Below are 24,297 nucleotides of genomic sequence, written 5' to 3' on the forward strand. Positions count from 1 at the left end.
ATAATGCATTCCGAACCATTTATGTTTTTCAGTTTTTCATGGCCGGCGCAGTACTGAGTTTAGGAACAGTTTATATATTATCATGAAATTGAATAGAATATTTCTTTATAACATATTGTAGTTCAATTGCTTAGAAGTTTAATAGTTGTTTTTGCCTGAGTTGGGCTATTAATCAATGAACTGTTCTTATCACGAAACCTAAATATGTAATTAAATATCGAATCTTAACTTTTATTAAACGAATAAGAAAATGAAAACTAACAAATTAAAATTTATAAGCTTCTGTGTCACTTTAGCTTTACTGAGCCTGAATGGCTGCTCGACGAAGGACGTTGAGACCGTTCCTGCCTACAATTACACGTTTGACCAGTTTAAGGACATCAAGTTACCGGATGTTACGCCAACTGCTCCTGCAACAGTAACCTCTACTAATGGTTCGGTGTCAGCTTCACCTGCGGCTTCAGCAGCCAATGATGGTCTGGCTTCAGGAAACCTGACTGCAGCGGTTTCTGCGGTAGCAGGAGATGTAGCTAAAGCGGTAAGTTCTGATGATGCCAAGAAGTTGTCAGACCAGTTTACTCCTTCAGTATTAAGTTCACTTACTTCTGGTGGAGCATTGCCTGCCGGTCTTGCATCTGATGTAAGTAAATTAGCTTCTGATCCTTCTTTGGCAGCTTATTTGCCAACATCTACTTTACCAACAGTAAACGGTAAAGCAGTAGGAGGCCGTACTGGTGCTCCTGAAGCTGCCCCGGTAGTAATAAGCAATTTTGCTGCTGCAGATGACGAATGTAAAGCTGCTGCGCAAAAAGCATTTGATGCAGCCAAAGCAACATTAGATGCTGCAAAAAACACTCAGACTGCTGCGGTAACAGCTACTTATAACCAACGTGTGACTACGATTAATGCCAGCAACGCTACTTGTAAAGGAAGTGTACCTGCTACTTTTGCTGCTTTGCGTACTGCTGCAAAAGCTGCTGCTGATAAATCTTTAGCTGGTTTGAGTACATTGCTTTCAAGTGGCAAAATCAATCAGTCTACTTATAACATTCTTAGTGTATTTATTTATGTGAACCTTGCTGTAACAATCCAGGCAATCAATGCTTTGGAAAAAGCAGAAACTTCTGCGTGTGATGCAAGACAAACTGCTGAGTTAGCTGCTGCTGCTGCTGCAAGAGATGCTGATTTAGCTAAAATTAATGCTAGCTATAATGCAGTGTTAGCTGATGCTACAGCGAAACTGAACGCTGCTACTGCTTCTTGTCATAACCAGGGTAGCGGTAAATAATTAAGAAATATCCATAAAAGCAGAACTCCGGCGAGATAGCTCATCCGGAGTCTTGCTTTTAGATTAACCATTCACCTCAAAAGGAAAAATCATGAAAAAAGTTATTCTGTCCCTGGCCGTTGTACTATGTGCATTTGTTTCATCTTATGCTCAGATTAATCTGAAAAGTGTAAGTGTAGGAGCTTCTTATTTTAAGCCTTCTCTTGATTATTGGAATAACAGTTCATTTCTGACTGGCTACAATGGAACAGGTGAGAAATTCTCCGGTTCTGTGATGCCAACAGTTGGTGTTGAATTGGGATTAAGCAAAAACATTTCGTTAGGAGCCCGTGCCGGTTTCTGGTCGAACTCTGTAAGCGGAACACTTTCCTCAGGCGGAGTGAGCAGAACTGAGAAACTGGAATTAAGTATTATCCCGGTTTCATTAGAAGGAAAATACAGCTTCAGCTTCTCTAAAAAGGATAGTGCTTCATCTAAATCCATTATCCCTTATTTTGGAGTAGGTGTGACAAGATATTTTATTCAGAACAAGTTTACACGTACTGTGGCAAATGGTACAGGAAATGTAAATGAAAGCCAGAACGGTAACAGTTATGGTATCCAGATCCTGGTTGGAGCTGAGAAAAGACTTTTCAGCAAAGTGTATCTTGGTGTTGATGTACGTTACCATTTGGGAAGTTATAACCAGAAATTTACAGAAGGCACTACTTCTTCTACCCAGAGCATCAGTCTTAATGGATTGGAAGCTGGTTTAGCTGTACGTTATAAATTTAATTAATCAAAGATATACATATCCTATGATATGCCGTAACTTGTTGGGGAAGGGAGTCTGTTGGCTCCCTTTCCTTTTATTGTTTGTATGCTTTCAGGCCAGAAGCCAGGCTAACTTGTCAGGACAAATGGGTTTGATTAACATCCCTACCGCTAACCCTTCTACTGACGGGTTTTTCAGAATAGGATATAACTATAATCCTAGAAAATATGGATTACGAAGAACTGGAAGAAATGATGAACAGGTTTTTTTCGTGAATTTGGCTATTTCCAAACGTTTAGAAATTAATGTTAATTTCTTAAAGCTAATCTCTAATGACAAATCAGGGATTAAAGATGGATTAGGAGATCGTCAGATAGATATTCGTTATCTGATAGCAAAGGAGTCGAAAACGTTTCCAGCGATAGCCCTTATTATGTCTTCACCTTTCACCATTGATGCTGCCTTATTGACACATGTAATTGTGGCAACTAAGCATTTTGATTTAAGTACAGACTGGAGTCTTGAAACTTCTCTTGGTTACGGGAGTCCTTACTTTGTTTACAGAGATGTGAAAAACTTAGAAAATGTAGATATTTTTTCAGGGTTTAAATGGGAAAAGAAGAGCGATTACGTCTACAATAATGGATATTTGGTCGGTGCTTTTGGTGGAGTAAATTTGAAATACAAGAACATTGTCGGGCTGATGGCTGAGTGGGATTCACAGAAAGCAAATGTAGGCTGCTATGTGAAACCCTGGAAAAGACTCACCTTACAGGGAGCTTTGCTCAATGGAAATCAGGTGATGTTTGGTGGTTCCTATACTGTTTCTCTTTTGAAAACTCCAAAACGAATCGAAAAACTTCATGAATAAGAAATTACTACTTTTTATTGCGTTGTATTTTTCAGCTAATGTCCTCGTTTGGGGACAGGTACCTCTCAGCTTTAAAAACAGATATACTGCAAAGACTTTTGAGCGTTATGAGAATGTGTATCGGGACAGTATCAAACGTTTTGTCAGTTATGAACAGAGGTTGTACAGAAATCCTTTGATGGGAGCACTTGAGTTAAGAGCGATACTCCGGGACTCTTCGGCGTCTTATATTCCATTATTTCAAGGTGTACCGATGGCAGCTTATAAGATTGGGAAAGACGGAATAGAGGTAAGGGAATTAAGTGCTTTTAGCCGGGAAAATATCCCGTTTTCAAGCCGGAAGTATAAATTTGACTTTTGGATTCAGCCACAGTTTATTGCCAATTTTGGAAATTATAATCAGCCTGTTCAAAGTAAAACCAATATTTTGCTGAATACCCAGATTTACCTTAGCAGAGGATTGGTATTAAACGGAGGAGTGACTTTTCCTATTGTCAATGACCTGGATGGCCAGCAACTTAATATAAGACCTGCTCCGATATACCTGAACCAGTTTCTGGCTTTAGGGAAATCTAATTTCATGAGTATTTCATGCGGATTGTTTTATAATGATCAATATGGTATAAATGTGCAGTACCGCAAAAATGATTTTAACAGCAATTGGTCATACGGTCTGGAAGGATCTCTTACGGGTTTTTACTTTTTCCCGGCCAATGGGATTTATTATGAAAAACTTGACCAGTTTATGATGCTGGGAGATGTGACTTATCGACTGGATCGTGCTAATTTTCTTGTAAAACTTTCCGGTGGACAGTTTATGTATCAGGATCGCGGTGCAAGGATAGATTTAATCAGACAATTCTCTACTGTAGATATTGGTTTTTTTGTCATGAAAACGGGTAATGGGGCTACTTTGGGTTTTAACCTGGCTGTACCGCTTTTTGCTAATCCGATTCTTCAGGGTAAATCTGCCAGACTCAGAATGGTGGATGAGTTCAGATGGGAATATAATTATACCAGAGGTTATAATATTGGTGAGCGTTATCGTTTGGGATATCAGCTTGATGAAAAGCTAAGACAGTACAATCGTGGTTATTGGCAAAGTATGTTTGAGCGCTGGAAATAGATTTTTTTAATACTGCAGCCAAAGGTTGAGAAACAAGACTCTTTCATATTGCCTTTGTTAGTATTGTTTCCTGTTTCTATTATCGAGACTTTGCTTCGGCAGGGTCTCTTTTTTTGTATAAAAAGAAGAGGTATGTCTAAAAAATTAATGTGCAGCGCTATGTAAACAGATACCCTTCTGACTTTAAGTTCCGGAGATTTGTGGCTTAGTCTGAATTAGCATGACAGCAAATTTCTCTGAATAAGGATTAATTTCTATCTTAGAGGTACAAAATTTCCCTTGAGAATTCCTTCAAATGACAAATCTTAAAAAAGCTGTAATTACAATACTCATGATCATTGTCTGGTGGCAAACTGCCTTTTTTACGATGATTACAAGCAGTTGGCGGGGAAAGTTAGTTGCTATTATTGTTGGCTTGGGTATTAATATTACGCTGGCCGTTTATTATAGTTGCCTAGAGAAGAAACCCGGAAGTTTTAAAAACTGGTTAAAAATGTAGCAGATAGGTTTTCCTTTTTATATTTTCATAAACAAGTATTCCAATCTATTTAGCCCCTTTAACTCTGATAATTTCTGTTCATTTTGTACGGATAAGACTGGGTGGAATAATATAACGAGGGTTATCTTTGATAAATTTTGAGGAGAATATTGATAATCCGGTTAATCAGATCCTTAAATTAAGCCATTCAAATGCAGGAGAAATTATTGGATTTTATCGCTTCAAAGGTTGAAATGACCACAAATGAAATAATGCTTTGTAAGGAGTATTTCGAACCTGTGTCATATCCTAAGAACGTGATTATTGAAGAAGCCGGAAAAATACCTCAATATCTTTATTATATCGTTTCAGGTTATTTGAGACTGTTTCATTATAATGAATCGGGTGAGGAAGTGACGACGCATATCAATTGCCCTCCGGGATTTTTTACGTCGTATGCTTGTTTCAATAACCGGAAAAAATCTGATGAAAATGTAGAATGTGTCACTGCCTGCGAATTACTGAGGATAACGAAAGAGAACCTGGATCTGTTTACAGCAGAAAGTTCTGTGATGAAAGATTTTAGTATTTCTGTTTTTCAGCAATCTATAGAATACAATGAAAACCGTTCAAAAGAACTGGCTACACTTACTGCCGGACAGCGCTATAAAAGATTAATAGAAGAACATCCTGATATTCTGCAAAATGTGCCTATCCAGTATATCGCCTCTTTTTTAGGAATGAAACCTGAAAGTCTCAGCCGGATCCGAAGAAAAATAATTAGCTAACAATTGTCAACCATTAACGGGAAGCCATTGCTGAATTTTGTGTCATTATTAAAAACAGAAAGTTATGACAAAGCAAAATTTAGCCTTAGTTTCAGGCGCCAACGGACATTTAGGGAATAACCTGGTCAGACTGCTTATCAGCAAAGGAATACCGGTTAGAGCCACTGTAAGAAATATTAAGCATAAGATTCCTTTTACAGGCCTGGATTGCGAAGTAATGGAAGCAGACATTACCGATAAAGCCTCTTTTGTAAAGGCTTTACAAGGTGTGGAAACATTTTATGCAGTAGGAGCGGCTTTTAAACTCTGGGCAAAGGATCCGCAAAAGGAAATTTATGAGGTGAATATCAACGGGACCAGAAACATTATTGAGGCCGCCGCAGAAGCAGGAGTGAAGAGGATAGTTTATGTAAGCTCGATTGCCGCCCTGGATTATTCAAAACTTCCGGCTAGGGAAGATTATGGATATAACCCGGATCGCAGAGATATGTATTATAACTCGAAAAATGATGGAGAAAAACTGGCTTTTGAACTGGCAAAAAAACATAATATTGAATTAGTAGCAGTCTTGCCCGCTGCTATGATTGGGAGTGAGGCCTTTGCACCGCTGAGTGTGTCATATGGTATTTTAAAGCTGATACTGAATAAAGAAATTCCTGTTGACACCAATATAACACTTAATTGGATTGATGTAAAAGATGTAGCAGAAGGTTGTTATCTGGCAGCTGTAAAAGGACGAAACGGAGAACGTTACATTTTGGCGAATGAGCAATGTATTTCTATTACAGAAACGACTAAAATAGCACAAAAAATGTATCCGGAACGTGGCATAGAGATTCCGAAGGCTGTTCCTGAATTTATGCTGCTTGTTCTGGCTGGAATAATGGAACTGGGAAGTAAACTCAGTGGAAAAGCCCCTCTTTTAACGAGAAAGGACATTGCTATGTTTTCAGGATTGCAACAGAATTTTGATATTTCGAAAGCAAGAAATGCATTAGGATTTAACCCGAAAAAGCCTGAACAGGCCGTAAAAGAGGCACTCGAATATTTAGTAAATCATGAATATTTACTGAAAAAATAAAGATTATTTACTTTAAAAGAGAAAAGCAGCCCTTTGCACAACAGTCAGCTTTTCTCTTTTAAAGGTTTTTATTCAGGGATTGCACATTTGATATTTTATGGAACAAATCGTTGCTATGTAATACCGCTTCAAGTAGCTTCAGATCAGCCGGACGATGTACATCCGTTCCGAAAAAATCAATATATCCTTTGTCGAGCAGCTCTAATGCTGTTTTCCTGGCTCTTGGGCCATAATGATTGGAAAGAGACATAAGATTGAGTTGCAGATAACAGCCCATACTTCTGATTTTCTCAAAAACAGCCATTTGCCCGGCCCAGTAATTGTACCTTTCAGGATGAGCTAAAATGGGTTTATAACCTTTGGTCAGAAGGGAAAATAACACAGCATCCATATTAACCGGAGCTGCTACAAACGATACCTCTACCAATATATGTTTATCACCAAAAGTCAGCAGATTGTCTTTCTCAAGCAGATCGACAAACAAATCGTCGATTTTATATTCAGCGGCTGCTTCAATTTCAATACTGATTCCCCGGTTATTGAGTTCATTTTGCAGATTAGCCAATCCTTCTTTGATAATTTCAGGAGTATTAGGATAAACATCCGCCATGATATGTGGGGTTGTAATAATCTTTTTATAACCCAATGCTATGAAACGTTCAATACATTGTATAGAAGACTCCATATCTACACAGCCATCGTCGATGCCCGGAATCAGATGAGAATGTATATCTGTACCAATAAAAGAGAAGTCATTAGACAAATCTGAATTACCGGTAATTTTTTTTAAAAAAGAGAACATTGTCTATATATTAGAAAAAAGCCGCAGATTTACTTCAAAATCATGAAAGATAAAAACTGCATGTATGTTGGGAAGTGGATAAATAATACTGAGCGGTAAAACACCTTCAGCTTATCTCAATGAGCTAATAATCAAAATTAGTCAACTATCGCAGAAAAAGCCAAAAGTCCGTATAATATTTATGGGAAGAATATCACACTTGCAGGATTCCTTACCAGAAGACAAGTTGAAAAAAGAACCGGGAATAAAAATATGAAGCAGAAAAAGTCCTGTCTTATATCTTTAAAATCATACCTGTGGAGGAGCAATAAAAAAATAATCACAGAAAAGGACAGAAAATTATTTTGCTATTTTGTTAAAATAAAGTATTATTACTATGTTTTGTACAATTAATAAATCCCTCCAAAACCACTCGTCAACAGAAAACCGCCGTTCACCTACAGATTCAGGCAGCTTGTCTCAATCGCCTGAAAAAACCAACACTAAGTGCAACTTTTGTTAAGTTATTTTGTCAATAAATCAGGCAGAGGAGCTTTTGGAATGATATTTGACCTAATCAGCCAGTTGACCTTTTGCAAAGCCGTTTATCCTTTTTCGCTTTTTTATTCAGGGTCTCCTTCCGAATTTTGATTTTCTTAAAAAGTGTAGTTTGCCGAAGAACTTAAAAAAATACAATAATGAAAAAAATACTTTTACTGTTAACCTTTTGTTTCATCACCACCGGAGTATGGGCTCAATTTCCCGGAATGCCTGGCGGTGGAGCAAAAAAAGAAGCTGTAATTCCCGGAACTGTTCAGGCTACTCCGAGAGGTTCTGCTAAAATCGTTGGCTATGTAATTGATTCTACCGATAACAAGGCTGTTGAATTCGCAAGTGTCGCATTAATCAGCAAAGCAAATAATAAACCGGTGGACGGATCTGTCTGTGATGTGGTTGGAAAATTTATCCTTAACAAGGTTTCTGTCGGAGATTATAAACTGGTTATTTCTTTCCTGGGATATCAGACTAAAAATGTAGATGTTAAAATCGTAAATAAAAACGATGAACTTGATCTTGGAGTTATTAAACTGGGTCTGAGTACCAAGACTTTACAGGAAGTGACAGTTACCGGACAGCGTGTTCTGATTGAAGATAAGGTTGACCGTTTGGTGTACAATGCAGAGCATGATGCTACCAACAAGGGTGGAGATGCAACAGATGTTTTGAAAAAAGTACCAATGCTTTCGGTAGATTTGGATGGTAATGTTTCATTGCGTGGTTCTCAGAGTGTAAAAGTTTTGATTAACAACAAACCATCTACCATTGTTGCCAGCAGTATCGCCGATGCCCTGAAACAAATTCCGGCAGATATGATTAAGTCGGTGGAGGTTATTACATCCCCGTCAGCCAAATATGATGCTGAAGGTTCGGCAGGTATTATTAATATCATTACCAAGAAAAATACTTTACAGGGTCTGACTCTGAACCTCGATTCGAGTGTCGGGATTCGTGGAAGTAACCTTTCATTGAACGGAAATTACAGAAAAGGCAGAATGGGCTTTTCTTTGGGTGGTTTCGGGAGAGCTAACTATAATGTAAATGGTAGTTTTGCCAATAGCCAGACTACTTTGGATCCGAATGGAATAACCCCTTCGATTCTGAACACACAAAGTGCTGAAACCCGTAATAACGGATTGTTTGGCCAATACCAGTTAGGTTGGGATTTTGATATTAACAAATATAATTCACTTACTGCTTCTGTAAGATATGGTGTAAGAAATCAGAACAGTTACCAGGATAAATTGTTGAACCAGAGATTCCAGTCAGGAAGCCTGATTAACAGTAACACCCGTAATGTGGATGTAGCGGATTTGTCCGGAACAATTGACCTTAACCTTGATTATACCCATACTTTTAAGAAACCGCAACAGGAATTCAGTATGCTGACGCAGTTCAGCCGTAACAATCGTACCAATGATTTTACCAATAATATTCTGAATCCTGATGAGTCTATCAATAACCGTCTGAAGAATAATAACGAAAGCTATAACCAGGAGATTACAATTCAGGCAGATTATCAGACTCCGATTACTAAAGCACAGCTGGTGGAGTTTGGAGCCAAAGGTATTTTCAGAACAGTATCAAGTGATTATAAGTATTTTGCTTCTCAGGGTACCGGCGATTATGTACCGGTTCAGAATAATTCATTGACAAACGTTTTTGATTATAATCAGAACATTACCGCAGGATATTTATCATATACTCTGACGACCAAGAAGAAATATACTTTTAAATTGGGTAGCCGTTATGAGTACACGACAATTGATGCAAATTTCAAAACGGATAAACCTCTTGATATTCCGTCTTACGGGGTATTGGTACCAAGTATCAATATTTCAAAAAGCCTGAAAGGTGGTAGTACCCTGAAACTGGCTTATAACCGTCGTATCCAGCGTCCTTCTATTCAGTTCCTGAATCCAAACATCAATGCTTCTAACCCATTGAATATTTCGAAAGGTAATCCTGAACTGAGCCCTGAATACACGAATAACTATGAGATGACTTTGAATACCTTCTTTAAAAATACTTTCCTTACTGCGGCAGTATTTGTGAGAAATACAACGGGATCGATTCAGAGTGTGAGAAGTGTAAGAGGTGATACCATCCAGACTACTTATAACAACATTGGTAGTGAGGATGCTTATGGTTTTAACTTATTTGGAAATATTAACCTTTCCAACAAATTTACACTTGGATTAGGTGGGGATGTGTACCATACACAGTTGAAAAACAATGTATCTGATCCGATTTATAATGCTTCCAATTCTGGTTGGGTAGCTAACTATCGTGCTTTTGCCAGTTATAATCTTGGTAAAAACTGGGGATTACAGGCCTTTACATTCTATCGTTCGACGCAGATTCAGTTACAAGGTAAACAAGGTGGTTTCGGGATTTACAGTTTGAGTTTGAAGAAAGATTTCAAAGACAAAAAGGGAAGCATCGGTTTTGGTGCTGAAAACTTCTTCACCCCTGAATTTAAAATCAATAACGAAATCAATTCCAAGGTCATTGCACAGCAAAGTACTACGATTTTACGCAACATGAACTTTAAAGTCAACTTTAGCTACCGCATCGGTAAAATGACATTTGATGCTCCGAAACGTAAGAAATCTGTCAACAATGACGACCTGAAAGATGGCGAAGGCGGAGGTGGTCAGCAGCAAGGCGGCGGACAACAACCAGCGGCAGGCGGTGGTCGTCCGAGATAGATTATAGAAATTCAGCAATATCAGCCTCTGTTTATGGAAACATAAGCGGAGGCTTTTTTTGCCTGTAGATTTTAGATGTTTGAAACAATACCAATAGGAAAGACTTTTGCTGAAAGAATCCTTTTGTTTTATTATCAGATGGAATACTGAGGAGGAAAAGAATTGCTTGAATTAAGAAAAAATATACATAAGTTTGAGGTAAATATAAATGGCTTGGGTTTGATAACCAGGAGATTATATTATATGAAATGCTGAGGATTATTTGTAATGTCCGGATTGATTTGCAAATTGTATATCAGATTTTTACATGTATCATAAATCAGAAAATATGCTGACAGATATTAATCCAAAATTGCCTATGCGTAATAAGGCAGCCACAAGAGACTTTTACTTAAATAAATTAGATTTTCAGGAATTTGGAAGTGCTGATTTCGAGGGCTATCTGATGGTGCAAAAGGATAATATACAGATTCACTTTTTTGAGTTTGCAGCACTTGACCCTAAAGAAAATTACGGGCAGGTATATATCCGTACAGATGAGATTGAAAAACTGTATCAGTTGGCTTTGGACAAGGAATTAGATATTCCAAAGGCGGGACACTTACAATTCAAACCATGGCAGCAAAAAGAATTTTCATTACTTGACCCGGACAGTAATCTGCTGACTTTCGGACAAGGTGTTTAATCAGTGAAAATAATGTGGGAAGTGTATAATATGACTTGTGACTTTGTCAAAAATGTCATGAACAAGTTTGTGAGGATAACATAGTGACAAAATATGGGACACTCATTCTTGATAATAAAAACAAGACCTACTAATTCATATCAGTCAATTAGCGGGAAATTGTAGAAATATTGTGGCTGACTTTATAGAAAGAAGCTTGGGACTAATTGATCAGTAGATGAGATAAAGATCCGGTACCTATCTGAGAGACAATAAAATCATACCCTTCTGATAAATTGTTTACCTGGACTAATTTTATTCCCTAAAGAATGAATAATTGAAATTTACCTGGTCGTACTTTAGAGGAAGAAATGAAAAAAGGGTCGGAATCTCTAATTCACCCATTGTACCAGAGATTGCTGACCTTAAAGGCAAAAGTTATGAGGCAGCCTTTTTTGATTCTACAGAATTTTTACATTTCGTTACTTATTAGGCTAAATGCCTGGTAAGTAGTTTATTATATGAATACAAAGATTAAGAGGTTGATCTGACCAGATAACTGCTAACAGGAATTTGGAAAAAGATAGGCTGATGTGTTTCTATTGAACTTTTATACTAAGAAAATACTCTTTCTGGCTCCCAAACATTGCATATATTTTATAACAAACCACAAAATGAATAGACAAACAATTATTACTTTGATTTTTTTGCTGATTTGGAATGTAGGTTTTGCTCAAAAACCTTTAATTGAGTTAGATATTCACAACAAAAAAATTGGGTATTACATAAATCTTGAACGAAAGTTAGGAAGTAAGAAATTCGACACAGAACAGACCTATGTAAAAGGTAGGCAAACTACACAGCCTGAGATCTTTAGAAGGAAAGAAGCCGGTTTGCCTGACTTGTTAGTTTATTATACATATTTCAAAAGGGATTCAACCATTTCAGAAATTCTTTATGAATGGGATGTTTATAATTTTGACAAAAAAGATCATAATATACAATCAAAAATAGTTTCGGAGAATCTAATCAAAAAATATAACCAGATTATTGATTTTATTAATTCAAAATATGGAGAGAGCAACGCGGAGGGTAATTTAAATGATTTATCTTTAATCAATAATAGTCAGGGACTTAATCGCAAAGATACCTGGAGTCCAAATGATAGCCTGAAAATAAGTGCTTATACCACACTTTCAAATTTTTACAAAAAAGACCAGTTTGTTACGATAAATCCAACTTATAAAATCAGAGTTTATATAAACAATCTAAAAGAAGAGAAACCATTGGCACTTAGTACTGATCAGGTAAAATCGATGGACAGAACTTTTAATGAATTTGTAAAACTCTTATCAGAGGACAAATTTGATGAAATTACAAAATTGCTCTCTGATGAAATCGTTAAAACTGTAACCATAGACATTTTGAAGCAAATCAAAACAGGTATTAATATTGACAAAAAATTTGATTTGTATATGAATAGGATGAAAATGTTACCAGATGGGAATACCTATGCAATGCTGCAATACAAGTATTCGGACGATACAAATTTGCCACCTAAAGAATACATTGCCATACTATTTGACGGCAAAAATAAGATATTAAACCTGCAACCAATGAGACAGGAATAAGAGAATTCTGCAACTCTCATTTTGCCTCACTAGGATCGGCGAAAAAGTCAATATTTTGTTTTCAATGAGGCTTTTATCTTATATTTATAATAACATTCCCTGTGATGATATGCATCGCAGGGGAAAACCTTTATATACCAGTAAACTCTATTGACCAAACCGTTTAATTAAAAGAAAATGTACTCCACAGCTTTGCTACTTCGTATAGCCAAAATGGTTTCAGTTTTTGCGATTGGTATAATGGCTTTATTGATAGTAATTGGCAATACGACTGATTATTATACCAATTATTATTTTGTAGAGCATGTTATGAAAATGGACACCATATTTCCTGATAGTAAGATTCATTATCGACATATAGATAACCCTGTTCTTTTCCATATTGGGTATATATTCATTATTACCATGGAAACGGCGATGACATTTTGCTGCTTAAAAGGAAGCTGGCTGCTTTTTAAAAACCTGAAAAGTACTCCCGGCACTTTTCATGCTTCCAAGAACTGGGCAGTTGCCGGACTTATAACTGGTATAATTATTTGGTTTTTAGGCTTTGAAGTAATAGGCGGAGAATGGTTCGCAATGTGGCAGAGCTCTACCTGGAATGGTTTAGGCAGTGCAGAAAGAATTATAAGTTTTCTGGGTTTGACCATGATTTTATTACATTTTAAAGACGAATCTGTTTCAGAATGACATAAACATCTGAGATTTAATGACTCAGGATGTCATAATCATTAACAGAACAAAGATTAACCACAACCTTTAATATAAAATATAAGAATTCTGATCTGCAGTATTTCATTTCTGAATTTGTTTCAACCCATGTCATTTGCACCGTGGAGTCCTGAAAGACAGGTTACATCTCTGAGATTATTTTTTTAATTTGGATTTTATGAAGCCTGAATAAAATCAGGCATAAAAGTTCAAAAACAATCCTGTCAATATGAAAAAACTTTTCCTGCTGGGGTGGATTCTGGTGAATGCCATTCTTGTTAATGCTCAGAGTAATTATCCTTTCAACGGATTGGATATGAACATGGGAAATCTTTCCCGTTTATCAAATGCCCAAAGTCGGTCTATTAGTCCTGAAAACTTTACCGGAGAAAAGGGAAAAGGTGCGATGGCTGATCCTTTAAAACAAAAAGGACAGAGAAATGTTGCCAATGCTGCCAATGAAGCCAGAGACCTGGGACAAGGCTGGAAGGTAAATCCATTTATTATTGTTGATAAGGGTGAAACCGTCACTATTGCTGAAATGGAAGGCCCCGGAGCGATTCAGCAGATCTGGATGACACCAACAGGAAACTGGCGTTTTTCAATTCTGAGAATTTATTGGGATGATGAAAAAGAACCTTCTGTGGAAGCACCTGTAGGAGATTTCTTTTGCATGGGCTGGGGAGAATATGCTCCGCTCAGCTCTCTTGCAGTTTGTGTAAATCCGGGTAGTGCTTTTAATTGTTACTGGAAAATGCCTTTCCGTAAAAAATGTAAAATCACACTCGAAAACCTTAACAGGGACGAAGCGATGAGATTGTATTACCAGGTAAATTATACTTTAACTCCGGTTGGAGAGGATGAAGGATATTTTCATGCTCAGTTCAGACGGTCGAATCCCAGTAAAGGATCGATGCATACCATACTCGATGGGGTACAGGGAAAGGGACAGTATGTCGGAACGTATATAGCTTGGGGTGTAAATAATAATGGCTGGTGGGGAGAAGGAGAAATAAAGTTTTTTATGGATGGTGATCAGCAATATCCTACGATTGCCGGAACGGGAACGGAAGATTATTTCTGTGGTTCATATAATTTCGACAGAGGCGGACAGTATGTTCCTTTTTCAACACCCTATGCAGGATTGCACCAGGTAATCAGACCTGACGGCACATATAAATCCCAGCAGGCTTTTGGGATGTACAGATGGCATATTATGGATCCGATCAGGTTTGATAAGGATTTGAAGGTAAATATTCAGGATTTAGGGTGGCGACATGGTGGCAGATATCTTCCCCAGCAATCTGATATTGCTTCTGTCGCATTTTGGTATCAGAGAGAACCTCATGCACATTTTCCTAAATTGCCTTCAAAAGATGAATTGGAAGTAATCAAATAAAAAAGAGCAGGCCGTGATTTTTTGCGGCCTGCTCTTTTTTAAGCAATTTCCGGATATATCTGTTTGAATCATAACCTCCGGTAAGTTATTATTCAGCCTTCTGCAATCGCTTTTAATGTAGGGATAGATGGCAGCAAACAATAGGCTGTTCCCCTGGCAACGATAAATTGAGGAAGTTTGGGTAATACCAGTGGCTTTGCAGCTCCGGGAATTGGAATGGTAAACGTAGTATCCATATCCGGTGTGGCACGGTTTGCCAGAAGAGCATCCTGTGTGTCAAAATTCGGACTGAAAAGCGGGCTGAAGTTATTGGTATTTATCCATGAATAAATCAATTCAAACTGAGAGGCCAACGCTCCGCAAAGAAACAAACCGATTAGTCCACGTTCTCCTTTATCATTGTCTGAAACAGGTGGTGCTCCATAAGGAACACCTCTTCTGATAAGACGCGGTACAGGAGATTCAGCTGGAAACAGTGCTTCATCCCTCGGATTGCCAACACGGGTATGTGCTGAAAACGGACATTTTAATCCTTTCGTGTCTTCTGTATAACTAAAATTAGTGGCATCGGCAGTAGCAGGGTCGGGAGCATCCGGTGAAAGTATCAGCGGAGAACCATTGCGCCAGCGCCCGTTTAGTTTAGCCGCCAGCCATTCTTTGGCATATTCAGTGGATTTACCTAAAGTCTGAGCCACGACAGGAGCATTGTCAGACAAATATTTGTCAAAAGCATTTACATCCTGATACAATACCCTGAAGGCATTATAACAGCCATCTTTTGCAAAAGCGGAGGCATTTGGCGTTGCAGGATTAGAAGGTCCTGGCTGAAAAGCAGAGTTTGGATAGCCGATCAGGAAATTGTTTAAGTCTGCCGGATCGGTATTTACCGGGGGAGCGGGCCATGTTTCCGGCCAGTTAAGATCCGGTTCGCTTATGCCATCACGGTATCCGAAATGGATAGTATCCACAGGTAACTGATATTGTTCAAGTCTTCCTTTCCCGCCATCTAAAGGTAGTAGTTCTACTACTCCTGCAGCTGTTGCAGCTTTAGCAATAAAATCAGTAAGTTCATTTAACGAGTTTTGATGCATAGCATAACTATGCACTATGGCATCTACACGTTTGGCAGGATCAGGGTTACCATTAGTGAGCAGGCCACCGAATAGCCATTTTTCGGGATCCCCTTCTCCATAATCCTGTAAAGACCCTTGTGAACCCTGGGATGCAGGCCCTGTAGTAAATGTATTAGGGAAAGCATTCAGCTCAGTTTTAGTTAATGAAGAAGCTATCGATATTCCTGTGAAGGTAAGTCCGATATTCAGCATTTTATCCGGTTTATTTGTTCCCCAGTTTTCTGCTGACCTTAAGTATGGCAACAAGGCTTTAATAAATTGTGAGGCTGCTGCTTTTGAAGAAAACCGGAATAATAAATGACTCGAATAGGGATGGGTATAACCACGCATAATCAAGCCCTGCACAGTTGATTTATCAGGAGGTAGGGGTGTTGACATAACCATGTTTTGGTTTGAGACAAATACGGAGAAATAATCGTTTTTCTTAAAGCAGGATAGACGGAAAGCTGAAACTCACCTTTTCTCGGGAAGAGAAAAGGTGAGAAAAGTCAGATTTATTTTGGAGGAAATGCAGCTTTGATCTGTAAAACTGATTGTGTATAACCTTTATATAGATCTTTGGATCTTTTGTTCAGGTTATTTTCATTGATAAAGTTCTCAAATCCGGTAAGGTCAGTAACCGGAGGACTAGGAGGATTTAAGGCTATCGCAGCAATTCCTGCAAAAGCTTTTCTTGTACCTTCGTTCTGCCAGAAAAACTTCAGATAAGGGTTCATTTCACCATCAAATGTGGTAATCAGCAAAATACCAAGGATTCCTTCTCCAGATGGGTTCGGTACTAAAGCTACACGGGCGTAATGAAGAATGTTCGAAGCGTCTAGCCCTGCTTTTACACTGTCAACAAAAGATTCATAAGCCGCCTGGGCTGCTGCCTGAGTCAAAGGGTCCTGTTTAATAGGGACGTAAAGGGTAAGTGGATTAGCCATTTTTTGTTCAGTTAAATAGATGATTTAGTAAATTGTTAAAATGCAGCAAGACATTCCCTATTTCATTTGGATAAAATCGGGAGGTTTCTACGTTACGGAATGAATACCTACCAGGCAGGGGAAAAGGTTATATCTGTATTAAGAAGGAGTAGAATTTTAAAGCAAGTTCATTATCAGCTTCGGCTACTTTTATTTTTCATTAAAGTTATGACTATTCGATAAGCTAAAATAAGTAAAAATACCTGTTTGGTGAATGAATGCGGAAAATAAGTTGTGAAAATTTGAAGCATAGGATGCAATAAGCATGATTTATACAAAATTTCATGCTTGGCTTGTTTCTCAAATCAGCCAGATTTTAAATTGGCTTAAACGCGTGAGTGGTCAGATGGGGACAGAAACCTGGGGTGAAAACAGTTAAACAAAATACCCGCCCTCGTTTGCGATTACACAAATGAGTGTCAGCTTCCCGAAAATGAGACAACGAATTCTAATGAAATCCACTCATTTTGTTACGGGTGCAGCCGGTGACTCTTGAGATTACTGCACAAATGTTTGCGCAGTAATCTGTAATTTTTTAATGGTACTCATTATGGAGTAATTTCTTATCATATATCAGGAAAAATGGCATTTTATTGTGAAAAACTCAATAAATGTGAATAAAAATTAGGGTATTTTACTTTTTTAACAGAAATTCACTTTTGATAATAATAGCTCTTAACACACTCCACGATAATTGATTGGTAGACTATCAATAGTCATAAACCTTCAAAAAATACCCATCCCCCGCTGGTTTCAATCAAAATTAAATCATTCAGATGCTTTGAATAACTAAAACCTGTCTTTTAAATAAGATTTATGATAAAATTTCTACCCCGATTACTTTATAAAACGCTATGCATTTTAGCCGGACTGATTGTTCTTATCTGGTCCTGTCATCCTGAAAATCCTGTAATTTCAGAGAAGTCCATTCTATCATTTAGTCTGGATAATGTTGCCACCAATCGCGTGGTAATCAAAAAGGAAACAAAGACCATCGAAATTATAGTACCTTATGGTACAATTCTAAAAGATGTAAAACCGAGGATAGAGACCAGTGCCAATGTTACGATAGTTCCACAATCGGGTGAGGCACAGGATTTTAGCAAGACGGTTTATTATACCCTGATAGGACAAAAAGGCGATAAGGAAATATATACAGTAAAGGTCTTCAGCCAGGAACAGCCTTTACCTGTTATTTCATCCTTTAGTAAAGACAGTATCGAGGCTGGTACAGGCTTTAGTATTAAGGGCTTAAATTTTGGTATGTTTCCTCTGGCAATAACGTTGAGTTTACAAGATATATCAGGTAAAAGTACGGCGATAGATACAAAAGAATTTAAACTCATAGATTCAAGCAAAATTGAACTAAATGTTCCATATCAAACAGCGGTTGGCATCTATCAGATAAAATTAGGAGTACGGGGGAAGAGTGTACTTTCAACCCAAAGAGTTTATATACAATATCCGAGTCCGCAACTTACAACTCTTTCAAGGTGCAACTTAATTCAGACAGACACTTTGGTAGCACAAGGCTTATTTATTATGCCTGACAGGTATGATTATGCACTTTTATTAAAAAAGCAAACCATTGAACAACAAGTTTTGCCTCTCAAAAAAGCAGAGAATAAATTGACATTCATTATAAACAAAAATATACCACCGGGAACATACCAGGTCTTTTTACGAAACATAACAGATAGGAAAAACTCAAGAGAAACGGGATTTTCGATCGGGCTTTATGATGCGAACAAACCCTACTTGGCAAGCTTTAAAAACAATACGGGTATTTATGCTCCCGGGCAATCACTGACATTTAAGACGAAAAACTTTGAGATAGTATCAGCTCGATACTATCAGGTAACGCTTTCAGGAACAAACACCTCGTTTTCAATCAACGGCATTTATGATGCTGGTAAACAAGAGCTGAATTTGGTTTTACCGAACACAATTCCTATAGGAAATTACAGTATTTCATTAGTCCTGAACAACGCCTCAAATCAATCTGTATATCAACTCGAAACGGATTTGGTACTGAGAATACAATAGCATTTATACAAAAGAAAAAACACCTGATCCAGACAAAGAAATGAAAGATCTATTAGTTCACAACCTGCAAAAAATCAAATTCCTTCTGCTTCTAATAAGCTTTGGCTTATTGACAAACCAAGCCTTAAGCCAAAATCTATATTTAGATGAGATGAAGTTTACTGACCGTATTCTGAGCTTGAGAAATATGTCTTGTGCAGGCAACGATAATACAAAATTTCATTTTTATTTGAATGGCTCCCTATTTACAGATTATACGGTACGCTTTTTCTATGCACCTACTCCACCTGAAGTAGGTGGGGTTTATCACATCAATGTGGAATTTGGTATACTAAAACCCGGAGATGTTATGCAGGTAAAAGACGATTGCGGGCATCAATCGAATATAGTGACGGTAAAGGACGATTATGTATATGTTGAAGTGCCAAACGGTGCAAGTTATCACGGCAATGGTATCGGCCCCAATGATTCATCCTCGCCCTATGCCCGGTCTGTCAACCCCGTGCAATCGGGTAAATGTGAACTGGTAAAAGTTAATTCACATGCCCTTTTTCAATATGCTATAAGCTTTAATACAGGAGCATATCAGACAGGGGCATTTAAAATCAATGGATTACCCCTGAAAAGTTCTGATGTTTCAGCTCATTATTACGGAAGTACAAACGGAAGCTACAGCATCAATGCAGATGGTTCTATAAATGTTGATAATGATACGTATCTGGGCAGTAATACCTATTATTCAGGTCAGTCACCCCTTACTATTGAATATACCCATAATGGTCAGGATAATAACGGAGACTTTAGTATCGGCATTGGGGGTATGCAAATACGTTTTATCAAAAATGGAAGCTTTTCAGTATGGAAGCGAAACTATCTGGGGGAAGTAGATAAACAGGATTTTGCAGGAGCTTATAGCAATGCCAGTTACAAAATTACCTATGATGGAGAATATTACCGGCTTTCTCTCAACGGTACAGTTATCAGTGAACTCCGTAGATTCGTTGTATATAGTGCCACCGGAGGCAATATCAGTCCAGGCGGATCACAAAACTACGGAACTCAGGCAATCTATACCCCTAACGGCTCAGGCATTCAAACCATATCAGCATTAATAGATGGAGCGGTTTATGCAGCCCAGCGATTCAATGTAGCGGAAGACATCACCATAAATCCTACAATTATCAATTCTGCCTGCAGTGGTGGTAATACCGGAAGAATAATAGTAAATACCAACGGAGGACAATCTCCCATGCAGTATGCCCTCAACAATGGAGCATCTACAAACATTAATACCTTTAACAATTTAACTGCCGGAAATTATACAATAAGAGTCCAGGATGCCTCAGGGTGTAGTGCTACAAGAGATGTGTCGGTAAGCGAAAACGCCGCTTTAAGCTTTAGCGTTTCTTCTCAAAGTAATAATCAATGCTCAAATACCAATAATGGCTCGGTAAGCTTTCAGGCAGGTGGTGGCACAGCGCCATTTAGCTACTCAGTAGATGGTGCAGATTACCAAACAGATAATACCTTTAACAACCTGTCAGCAGGGAATTATACTTTTTGGTTAAAAGATGCTAATAACTGTTTAAAGAGCCTGACGGTAACAATCGGCAATGACAGTTATTTGCAGGCAAGTACCGGATTAACACAGAATGTGAGCTGTTTTGGAGGTAATAACGGACAAATCAATGTTTCAACCACTGGCTCTATTCCTTCAGGAGTTATCCAATATTCAAAAGACGGTGTAAATTATCAAAGTTCATCTATCTTCACTAACCTGACGGCAGGTACATATGCAATTAGTATTAAAGACAATATTTGCCAAACCTCGTTTACTACCAGTATCAGCCAGCCATCAGCATTGGACTTAAGTACGATCATCAACAGTCAGGTACTATGCTATAATGGAAATACAGGACAAATTTCTGCATCAGGTACTGGTGGAGCCGGAGGGTACCAATATTCTATAGATGGGAATAATTACCAAACAAATGGAGTTTTTTCAGGTTTAAAACAAGGTAATTATAAAATATGGGTAAAAGATGTCAATGGATGTATTAAGGAATCAGGAATATTAAGCATCACACAGCCGACAGAGTTGAAGCTGACATTGAGCAATAAGACAGATGTTAAATGTTACGGAGGTAATAATGGTACAGTAATGGTTGCGGGTTCTGGAGGTATTCAAGCCTACACCTATGCCGTAGATGGTGGAACAGAGCAGACAAGCGGAAGCTTCAATGATCTCAAAGCCGGAAATCATACATTCAGTATTAAAGATCAGAATGGTTGTACAAAAAGTCTAACGATAGAAGTTATCCAACCTAAGGCGGCTTTGTCACTGCAGATCAGTGCACAACAAAATCTGGTTTGTAACCAGGATAATACTGGGAAAGTAACATTACATGCTTCAGGAGGTACATTTCCCTATGAATATTCAAAAGACAACAGCAATTTTCAAAATTTAGATGTATTTCAAAGCCTTCGGGCAGAGGACTACACATTCATAGCCAAAGATGCTAATGGATGTAATACCAGTGTAAGCACAACTATTACACAACCTACTCCTTTGGTTGTAAGTTTAATAAATAAAACAGATGTTAACTGTGAATATCAGCAAAAAGGACAGTTTACGGTAATAGCCAGCGGAAGTAATGGCAACTATAGTTACAGTCTGAATGGAATGGACTTTAAAAACAATCCGGTCGCTCCACAAAACAATATAAGTGGTGCTTTTACCAACCTTTTATCAGGGAATTATACCATCACAGCCACAGATGGCTCAGGCTGTAGTACGGATTTTCCGGTAACGGTAAGCCCGAAGTTTAGCCAGATAAGATTTGATGTAAGTAAAAGCCTGCCGGGTAGCTGTAGTTCTACAGATGGGACAATCAATATAAACAATGTGAGGGGAGGTTCAGGAAATTATTCATATGGGATTAGCAGCCAGACAAGCTTTAGTACCAATCCAGACTTTAGCAATTTATCCAACGGAACATATGTAGTTACTGTCGCTGATGAACTTTGTGCCTATAACCAAAGTGTCGATTTATTAATACCCGCAAGTCTTAAGGCAGCCTACAGTTTAGGCTTTGTAAGTTGTCAGATACCAAATGCAAGCCTTGACGTATATACAATATCGGGAGGGAATGGCAACTATGAATTATCCTTGGATGGTGGAGTATTTTCTGGAAATAGAATCTACACTAATTTAGTGCCTAAAGTTTACAATTTACAAATCAAAGATAACCCGGTGAGTTGTAAAACGAATATAGCAATAGAAATCAAGCCACAAAATGCATCAGACATCAGTCTTCAAAGCAAGCAGGATATAGCCTGTTTTAATGGCAGCGACGGGAAGATAGTGGTAATAGGCAATAATAACATGGGCCCATTTCAGTATAGAATAAATAATGAAGGTTTTAGTGCCAGCAATACCTTTGGTAATTTACGGGTTGGGCTGCATAGATTATATGCACAAAACAGTGTAGGTTGTATAGACAGTATCCAGGTAATTCTTACCCAGCCGACCCAGCTGAATCTGAGTTTGAGTAAACAAGATAATAATTGTTTTGGGGATCAGACAGGCAGTATCAATGCGAGTTCCAGCGGAGGAACAAGTCCCTATAAATATGCGTTAAATCCTCCGGATTACCAGACGGAAAACTTGTTTGGTAATTTATCTGCGGGTACTTACACAGTAACAGCCAAAGATGAGCATGGTTGTTTGCAAAGCCATAATGTCACCTTGACCCAGCCAAGTAAAATTCTAACTACACCGATATACAAGGATACAATAACCTGCCACGGTGTTGCGGATGGAGCGATCCAACTACTGACAAGTGGCGGTGTACCAGGTTATCTGTATTCAAAAGACAGTATTAATTATTTAAGTGATAATACCTTTAGCGCTTTAAATGCAGGAAATTATAATTTTTGGATAAAAGACAGCCATCAATGTCTGATGACATCAAGTTTAAAGATTACCGAACCTGATAGTTTGAAGCTGAGTTTAGTGAAAGCAATAAACCCGCTTTGTGCAGGTACAGAGGATGGAATAATAGAGCTAAAGGCTGTTGGTGGTAATGGAGGCAATGTATATTGGAGGGACAATGCTTTCCGGCAACAAAGCGTTCAATTTACCGGCTTAAGTCAGGGAGAATATAGTTTTAAAGTAGAAGACAGAAAAGCCTGTAATGATAATATCAGAAGTGTAAAACTAAGCTGGCCAATAGGAATGAGTGCACAACTATCGACGAGCCAACCGATATGTTATGGAGATTCCACAGGAGCGATCAAAGTTATTCCATCAGGCGGAACGGGAAGTTATAATACTTATATATTAAGAAGTTCGGCAGATACACTGAAAGCTCAAAAAGATTATATCAATTACAATTTTAAAAACATAAAAGCCGGTTCATATAACTTGTGGGTAAGTGATGCCAATGGTTGTTCATTAAGTTTGAAAGCAAATATTGCCGAGCCGGATTCTTTAGAACATTTCATCTTTGGGAGTATCACAGGTAAAGATTCCGTATGTGTCGGTCAGCAAGTTGTCTTAGATGTAAAAAATGCCGGCAAAACCATCAATTGGTTCTTTGATGGACAGGAAGGGTCGGCCGAAATAGCTAACAGAAACAAATCACAATATCAGGTGGTAATACCTGGCGTTTACAGTGTAAGGATAAGTAACAAAACCGGTTGTAGTGTTAGTGATACTTTCGAATTAAAGAACAGCAAGTATGCCCTAAAGGCAGATTTCCTGATTCCGACACAGGCTTTTGTCGGTGATACAGTAGTAGCATTGGATATTACAAAGCCGGTACCAAATAGTATATATTGGCTTTTACCACAAAATGCTCAAAAAGTATATTCAAATACAAATACGGTTGCCTTTGTTCCATATTCTTCAGGTGAAATGAATATCAGTTTATTTGCCATTTCAGGAGATTGTCAAAATGTTGCAAGAAGAAATATTAAGATTTTTGAAAGAAGTGATATTGACAGTACAGGAGCTGGTTATCAATATCAGAATAAGCCTATAGAAAGCGTCTTTGTCTATCCTAATCCGAGTAATGGATATTTCAGTTTAAAGGTTTTATTAAGGAGACCAGCGGCAATGAAGATGAGACTTGTAAAATCTAATACAGGAGAAACCGTCCTTAGTAAGACATTAGAGCCGACTACAAATCAAAATGATGTGATCCATGAATATGACTTTAATCTTGTTTTAGCTACAGGGATATATTCATTAATACTAGAAACGAGTAAGCAACAAATAAGCACCCGGGTTGTAATTATCAATTGATATT

Annotated in this window: 17 protein-coding genes; 14 read left to right on the plus strand and 3 right to left on the minus strand. The window is 37.9% G+C overall.

Translation table 11 applies throughout. From position 1 onward, the window contains the following. The first annotated feature begins 250 nt into the window (after positions 1-250). The 7 genes from BM179_RS23545 to BM179_RS23575 all read left to right on the plus strand — a co-directional run bounded on the left by BM179_RS23545 (position 251) and on the right by BM179_RS23575 (position 6,386). Entirely contained in the window at positions 251-1,288 is a 1,038-nt protein-coding gene (locus BM179_RS23545) for a hypothetical protein (protein ID WP_092019631.1), read from the plus strand. Positions 1,289-1,379: 91 nt separating this feature from the next. Beyond that, positions 1,380-2,066, plus strand: coding sequence for an OmpW family outer membrane protein (locus tag BM179_RS23550; protein WP_092019632.1), 687 nt, complete (start codon positions 1,380-1,382; stop codon positions 2,064-2,066). 121 nt (positions 2,067-2,187) lie between these two features. Next, the gene (locus BM179_RS23555; protein ID WP_177219501.1) at positions 2,188-2,913 is read left to right on the plus strand and encodes a YjbH domain-containing protein; all 726 of its coding nucleotides are present in this window, start codon (positions 2,188-2,190) and stop codon (positions 2,911-2,913) included. Next, positions 2,906-4,039 (plus strand): YjbH domain-containing protein, encoded by a 1,134-nt coding sequence (locus tag BM179_RS23560; protein ID WP_092019634.1) that lies wholly within the window; start codon positions 2,906-2,908, stop codon positions 4,037-4,039. The genes BM179_RS23555 and BM179_RS23560 overlap by 8 nt, the downstream gene beginning before the upstream one ends. A 295-nt stretch (positions 4,040-4,334) precedes the next feature. Then, positions 4,335-4,538 carry a hypothetical protein gene (locus tag BM179_RS23565; RefSeq protein WP_092019635.1) on the plus strand — a complete coding sequence of 68 codons (204 nt, stop codon included), beginning with the start codon at positions 4,335-4,337 and terminating at the stop codon, positions 4,536-4,538. Between the two features lie 191 nt (positions 4,539-4,729). Beyond that, a complete protein-coding gene (locus BM179_RS23570; RefSeq protein ID WP_092019636.1) occupies positions 4,730-5,305 on the plus strand; it encodes a Crp/Fnr family transcriptional regulator in 576 nt (191 codons plus the stop codon). Between the two features lie 64 nt (positions 5,306-5,369). Then, positions 5,370-6,386, plus strand: coding sequence for an NAD-dependent epimerase/dehydratase family protein (locus BM179_RS23575; RefSeq protein ID WP_092019637.1), 1,017 nt, complete (start codon positions 5,370-5,372; stop codon positions 6,384-6,386). A gap of 58 nt (positions 6,387-6,444) precedes the next feature. On the opposite strand, the gene BM179_RS23580 is transcribed toward BM179_RS23575, so the two are convergent. After that, complete coding sequence (locus BM179_RS23580; RefSeq protein WP_229633023.1) at positions 6,445-7,188, minus strand: tyrosine-protein phosphatase; 744 nt, start codon at positions 7,186-7,188, stop codon at positions 6,445-6,447. A 677-nt stretch (positions 7,189-7,865) separates the two neighbouring features. Here BM179_RS23580 and BM179_RS23585 point away from each other — a divergent pair. The 5 genes from BM179_RS23585 to BM179_RS23605 all read left to right on the plus strand — a co-directional run bounded on the left by BM179_RS23585 (position 7,866) and on the right by BM179_RS23605 (position 14,841). Further along, positions 7,866-10,436 (plus strand): TonB-dependent receptor, encoded by a 2,571-nt coding sequence (locus BM179_RS23585; RefSeq protein WP_229633024.1) that lies wholly within the window; start codon positions 7,866-7,868, stop codon positions 10,434-10,436. Positions 10,437-10,764: 328 nt separating this feature from the next. Next, entirely contained in the window at positions 10,765-11,121 is a 357-nt protein-coding gene (locus BM179_RS23590) for a bleomycin resistance protein (protein WP_092019655.1), read from the plus strand. Positions 11,122-11,798: 677 nt separating this feature from the next. Continuing rightward, the gene (locus BM179_RS23595) at positions 11,799-12,731 is read left to right on the plus strand and encodes a hypothetical protein (RefSeq protein WP_143095309.1); all 933 of its coding nucleotides are present in this window, start codon (positions 11,799-11,801) and stop codon (positions 12,729-12,731) included. Positions 12,732-12,908: 177 nt separating this feature from the next. Continuing rightward, entirely contained in the window at positions 12,909-13,421 is a 513-nt protein-coding gene (locus BM179_RS23600; RefSeq protein ID WP_092019639.1) for a DUF2165 family protein, read from the plus strand. Between the two features lie 250 nt (positions 13,422-13,671). After that, positions 13,672-14,841 (plus strand): glycoside hydrolase family 172 protein, encoded by a 1,170-nt coding sequence (locus BM179_RS23605; RefSeq protein WP_092019640.1) that lies wholly within the window; start codon positions 13,672-13,674, stop codon positions 14,839-14,841. Between the two features lie 92 nt (positions 14,842-14,933). Here BM179_RS23605 and BM179_RS23610 read toward each other — a convergent pair whose 3' ends face one another. Both BM179_RS23610 and BM179_RS23615 read right to left on the minus strand, forming a co-directional pair. Continuing rightward, complete coding sequence (locus BM179_RS23610; protein ID WP_092019641.1) at positions 14,934-16,352, minus strand: Dyp-type peroxidase; 1,419 nt, start codon at positions 16,350-16,352, stop codon at positions 14,934-14,936. A gap of 116 nt (positions 16,353-16,468) precedes the next feature. Next, positions 16,469-16,900: a hypothetical protein gene (locus BM179_RS23615; protein ID WP_092019642.1), complete on the minus strand. Its 432-nt coding sequence runs from the start codon at positions 16,898-16,900 to the stop codon at positions 16,469-16,471. Between the two features lie 855 nt (positions 16,901-17,755). On the opposite strand from BM179_RS23615, the gene BM179_RS23620 reads away from it, so the two are divergent. Continuing rightward, positions 17,756-18,985: an SGBP N-terminal domain-containing protein gene (locus BM179_RS23620; RefSeq protein ID WP_092019643.1), complete on the plus strand. Its 1,230-nt coding sequence runs from the start codon at positions 17,756-17,758 to the stop codon at positions 18,983-18,985. A 229-nt stretch (positions 18,986-19,214) separates the two neighbouring features. Continuing rightward, the gene (locus BM179_RS23625) at positions 19,215-24,293 is read left to right on the plus strand and encodes a SprB repeat-containing protein (protein ID WP_177219502.1); all 5,079 of its coding nucleotides are present in this window, start codon (positions 19,215-19,217) and stop codon (positions 24,291-24,293) included. The last annotated feature ends 4 nt before the right edge of the window (positions 24,294-24,297 follow it).

It is taken from the genome of Pseudarcicella hirudinis, from assembly GCF_900115665.1.
Lineage (GTDB): Bacteria > Bacteroidota > Bacteroidia > Cytophagales > Spirosomataceae > Pseudarcicella > Pseudarcicella hirudinis.

What these genes read in the sequence shown, in the direction of transcription:
- BM179_RS23610 (WP_092019641.1), bottom strand. Translation starts at nt 16,352, where the DNA reads ATGTCAACACCCCTACCTCCTGATAAATCAACTGTGCAGGGCTTGATT.
- BM179_RS23560 (WP_092019634.1), top strand. Translation starts at nt 2,906, where the DNA reads ATGAATAAGAAATTACTACTTTTTATTGCGTTGTATTTTTCAGCTAAT.
- BM179_RS23575 (WP_092019637.1), top strand. Translation starts at nt 5,370, where the DNA reads ATGACAAAGCAAAATTTAGCCTTAGTTTCAGGCGCCAACGGACATTTA.
- BM179_RS23620 (WP_092019643.1), top strand. Translation starts at nt 17,756, where the DNA reads ATGATAAAATTTCTACCCCGATTACTTTATAAAACGCTATGCATTTTA.
- BM179_RS23580 (WP_229633023.1), bottom strand. Translation starts at nt 7,188, where the DNA reads ATGTTCTCTTTTTTAAAAAAAATTACCGGTAATTCAGATTTGTCTAAT.
- BM179_RS23545 (WP_092019631.1), top strand. Translation starts at nt 251, where the DNA reads ATGAAAACTAACAAATTAAAATTTATAAGCTTCTGTGTCACTTTAGCT.
- BM179_RS23605 (WP_092019640.1), top strand. Translation starts at nt 13,672, where the DNA reads ATGAAAAAACTTTTCCTGCTGGGGTGGATTCTGGTGAATGCCATTCTT.
- BM179_RS23600 (WP_092019639.1), top strand. Translation starts at nt 12,909, where the DNA reads ATGTACTCCACAGCTTTGCTACTTCGTATAGCCAAAATGGTTTCAGTT.
- BM179_RS23550 (WP_092019632.1), top strand. Translation starts at nt 1,380, where the DNA reads ATGAAAAAAGTTATTCTGTCCCTGGCCGTTGTACTATGTGCATTTGTT.
- BM179_RS23585 (WP_229633024.1), top strand. Translation starts at nt 7,866, where the DNA reads ATGAAAAAAATACTTTTACTGTTAACCTTTTGTTTCATCACCACCGGA.
- BM179_RS23590 (WP_092019655.1), top strand. Translation starts at nt 10,765, where the DNA reads ATGCTGACAGATATTAATCCAAAATTGCCTATGCGTAATAAGGCAGCC.
- BM179_RS23615 (WP_092019642.1), bottom strand. Translation starts at nt 16,900, where the DNA reads ATGGCTAATCCACTTACCCTTTACGTCCCTATTAAACAGGACCCTTTG.
- BM179_RS23565 (WP_092019635.1), top strand. Translation starts at nt 4,335, where the DNA reads ATGACAAATCTTAAAAAAGCTGTAATTACAATACTCATGATCATTGTC.
- BM179_RS23555 (WP_177219501.1), top strand. Translation starts at nt 2,188, where the DNA reads ATGGGTTTGATTAACATCCCTACCGCTAACCCTTCTACTGACGGGTTT.
- BM179_RS23570 (WP_092019636.1), top strand. Translation starts at nt 4,730, where the DNA reads ATGCAGGAGAAATTATTGGATTTTATCGCTTCAAAGGTTGAAATGACC.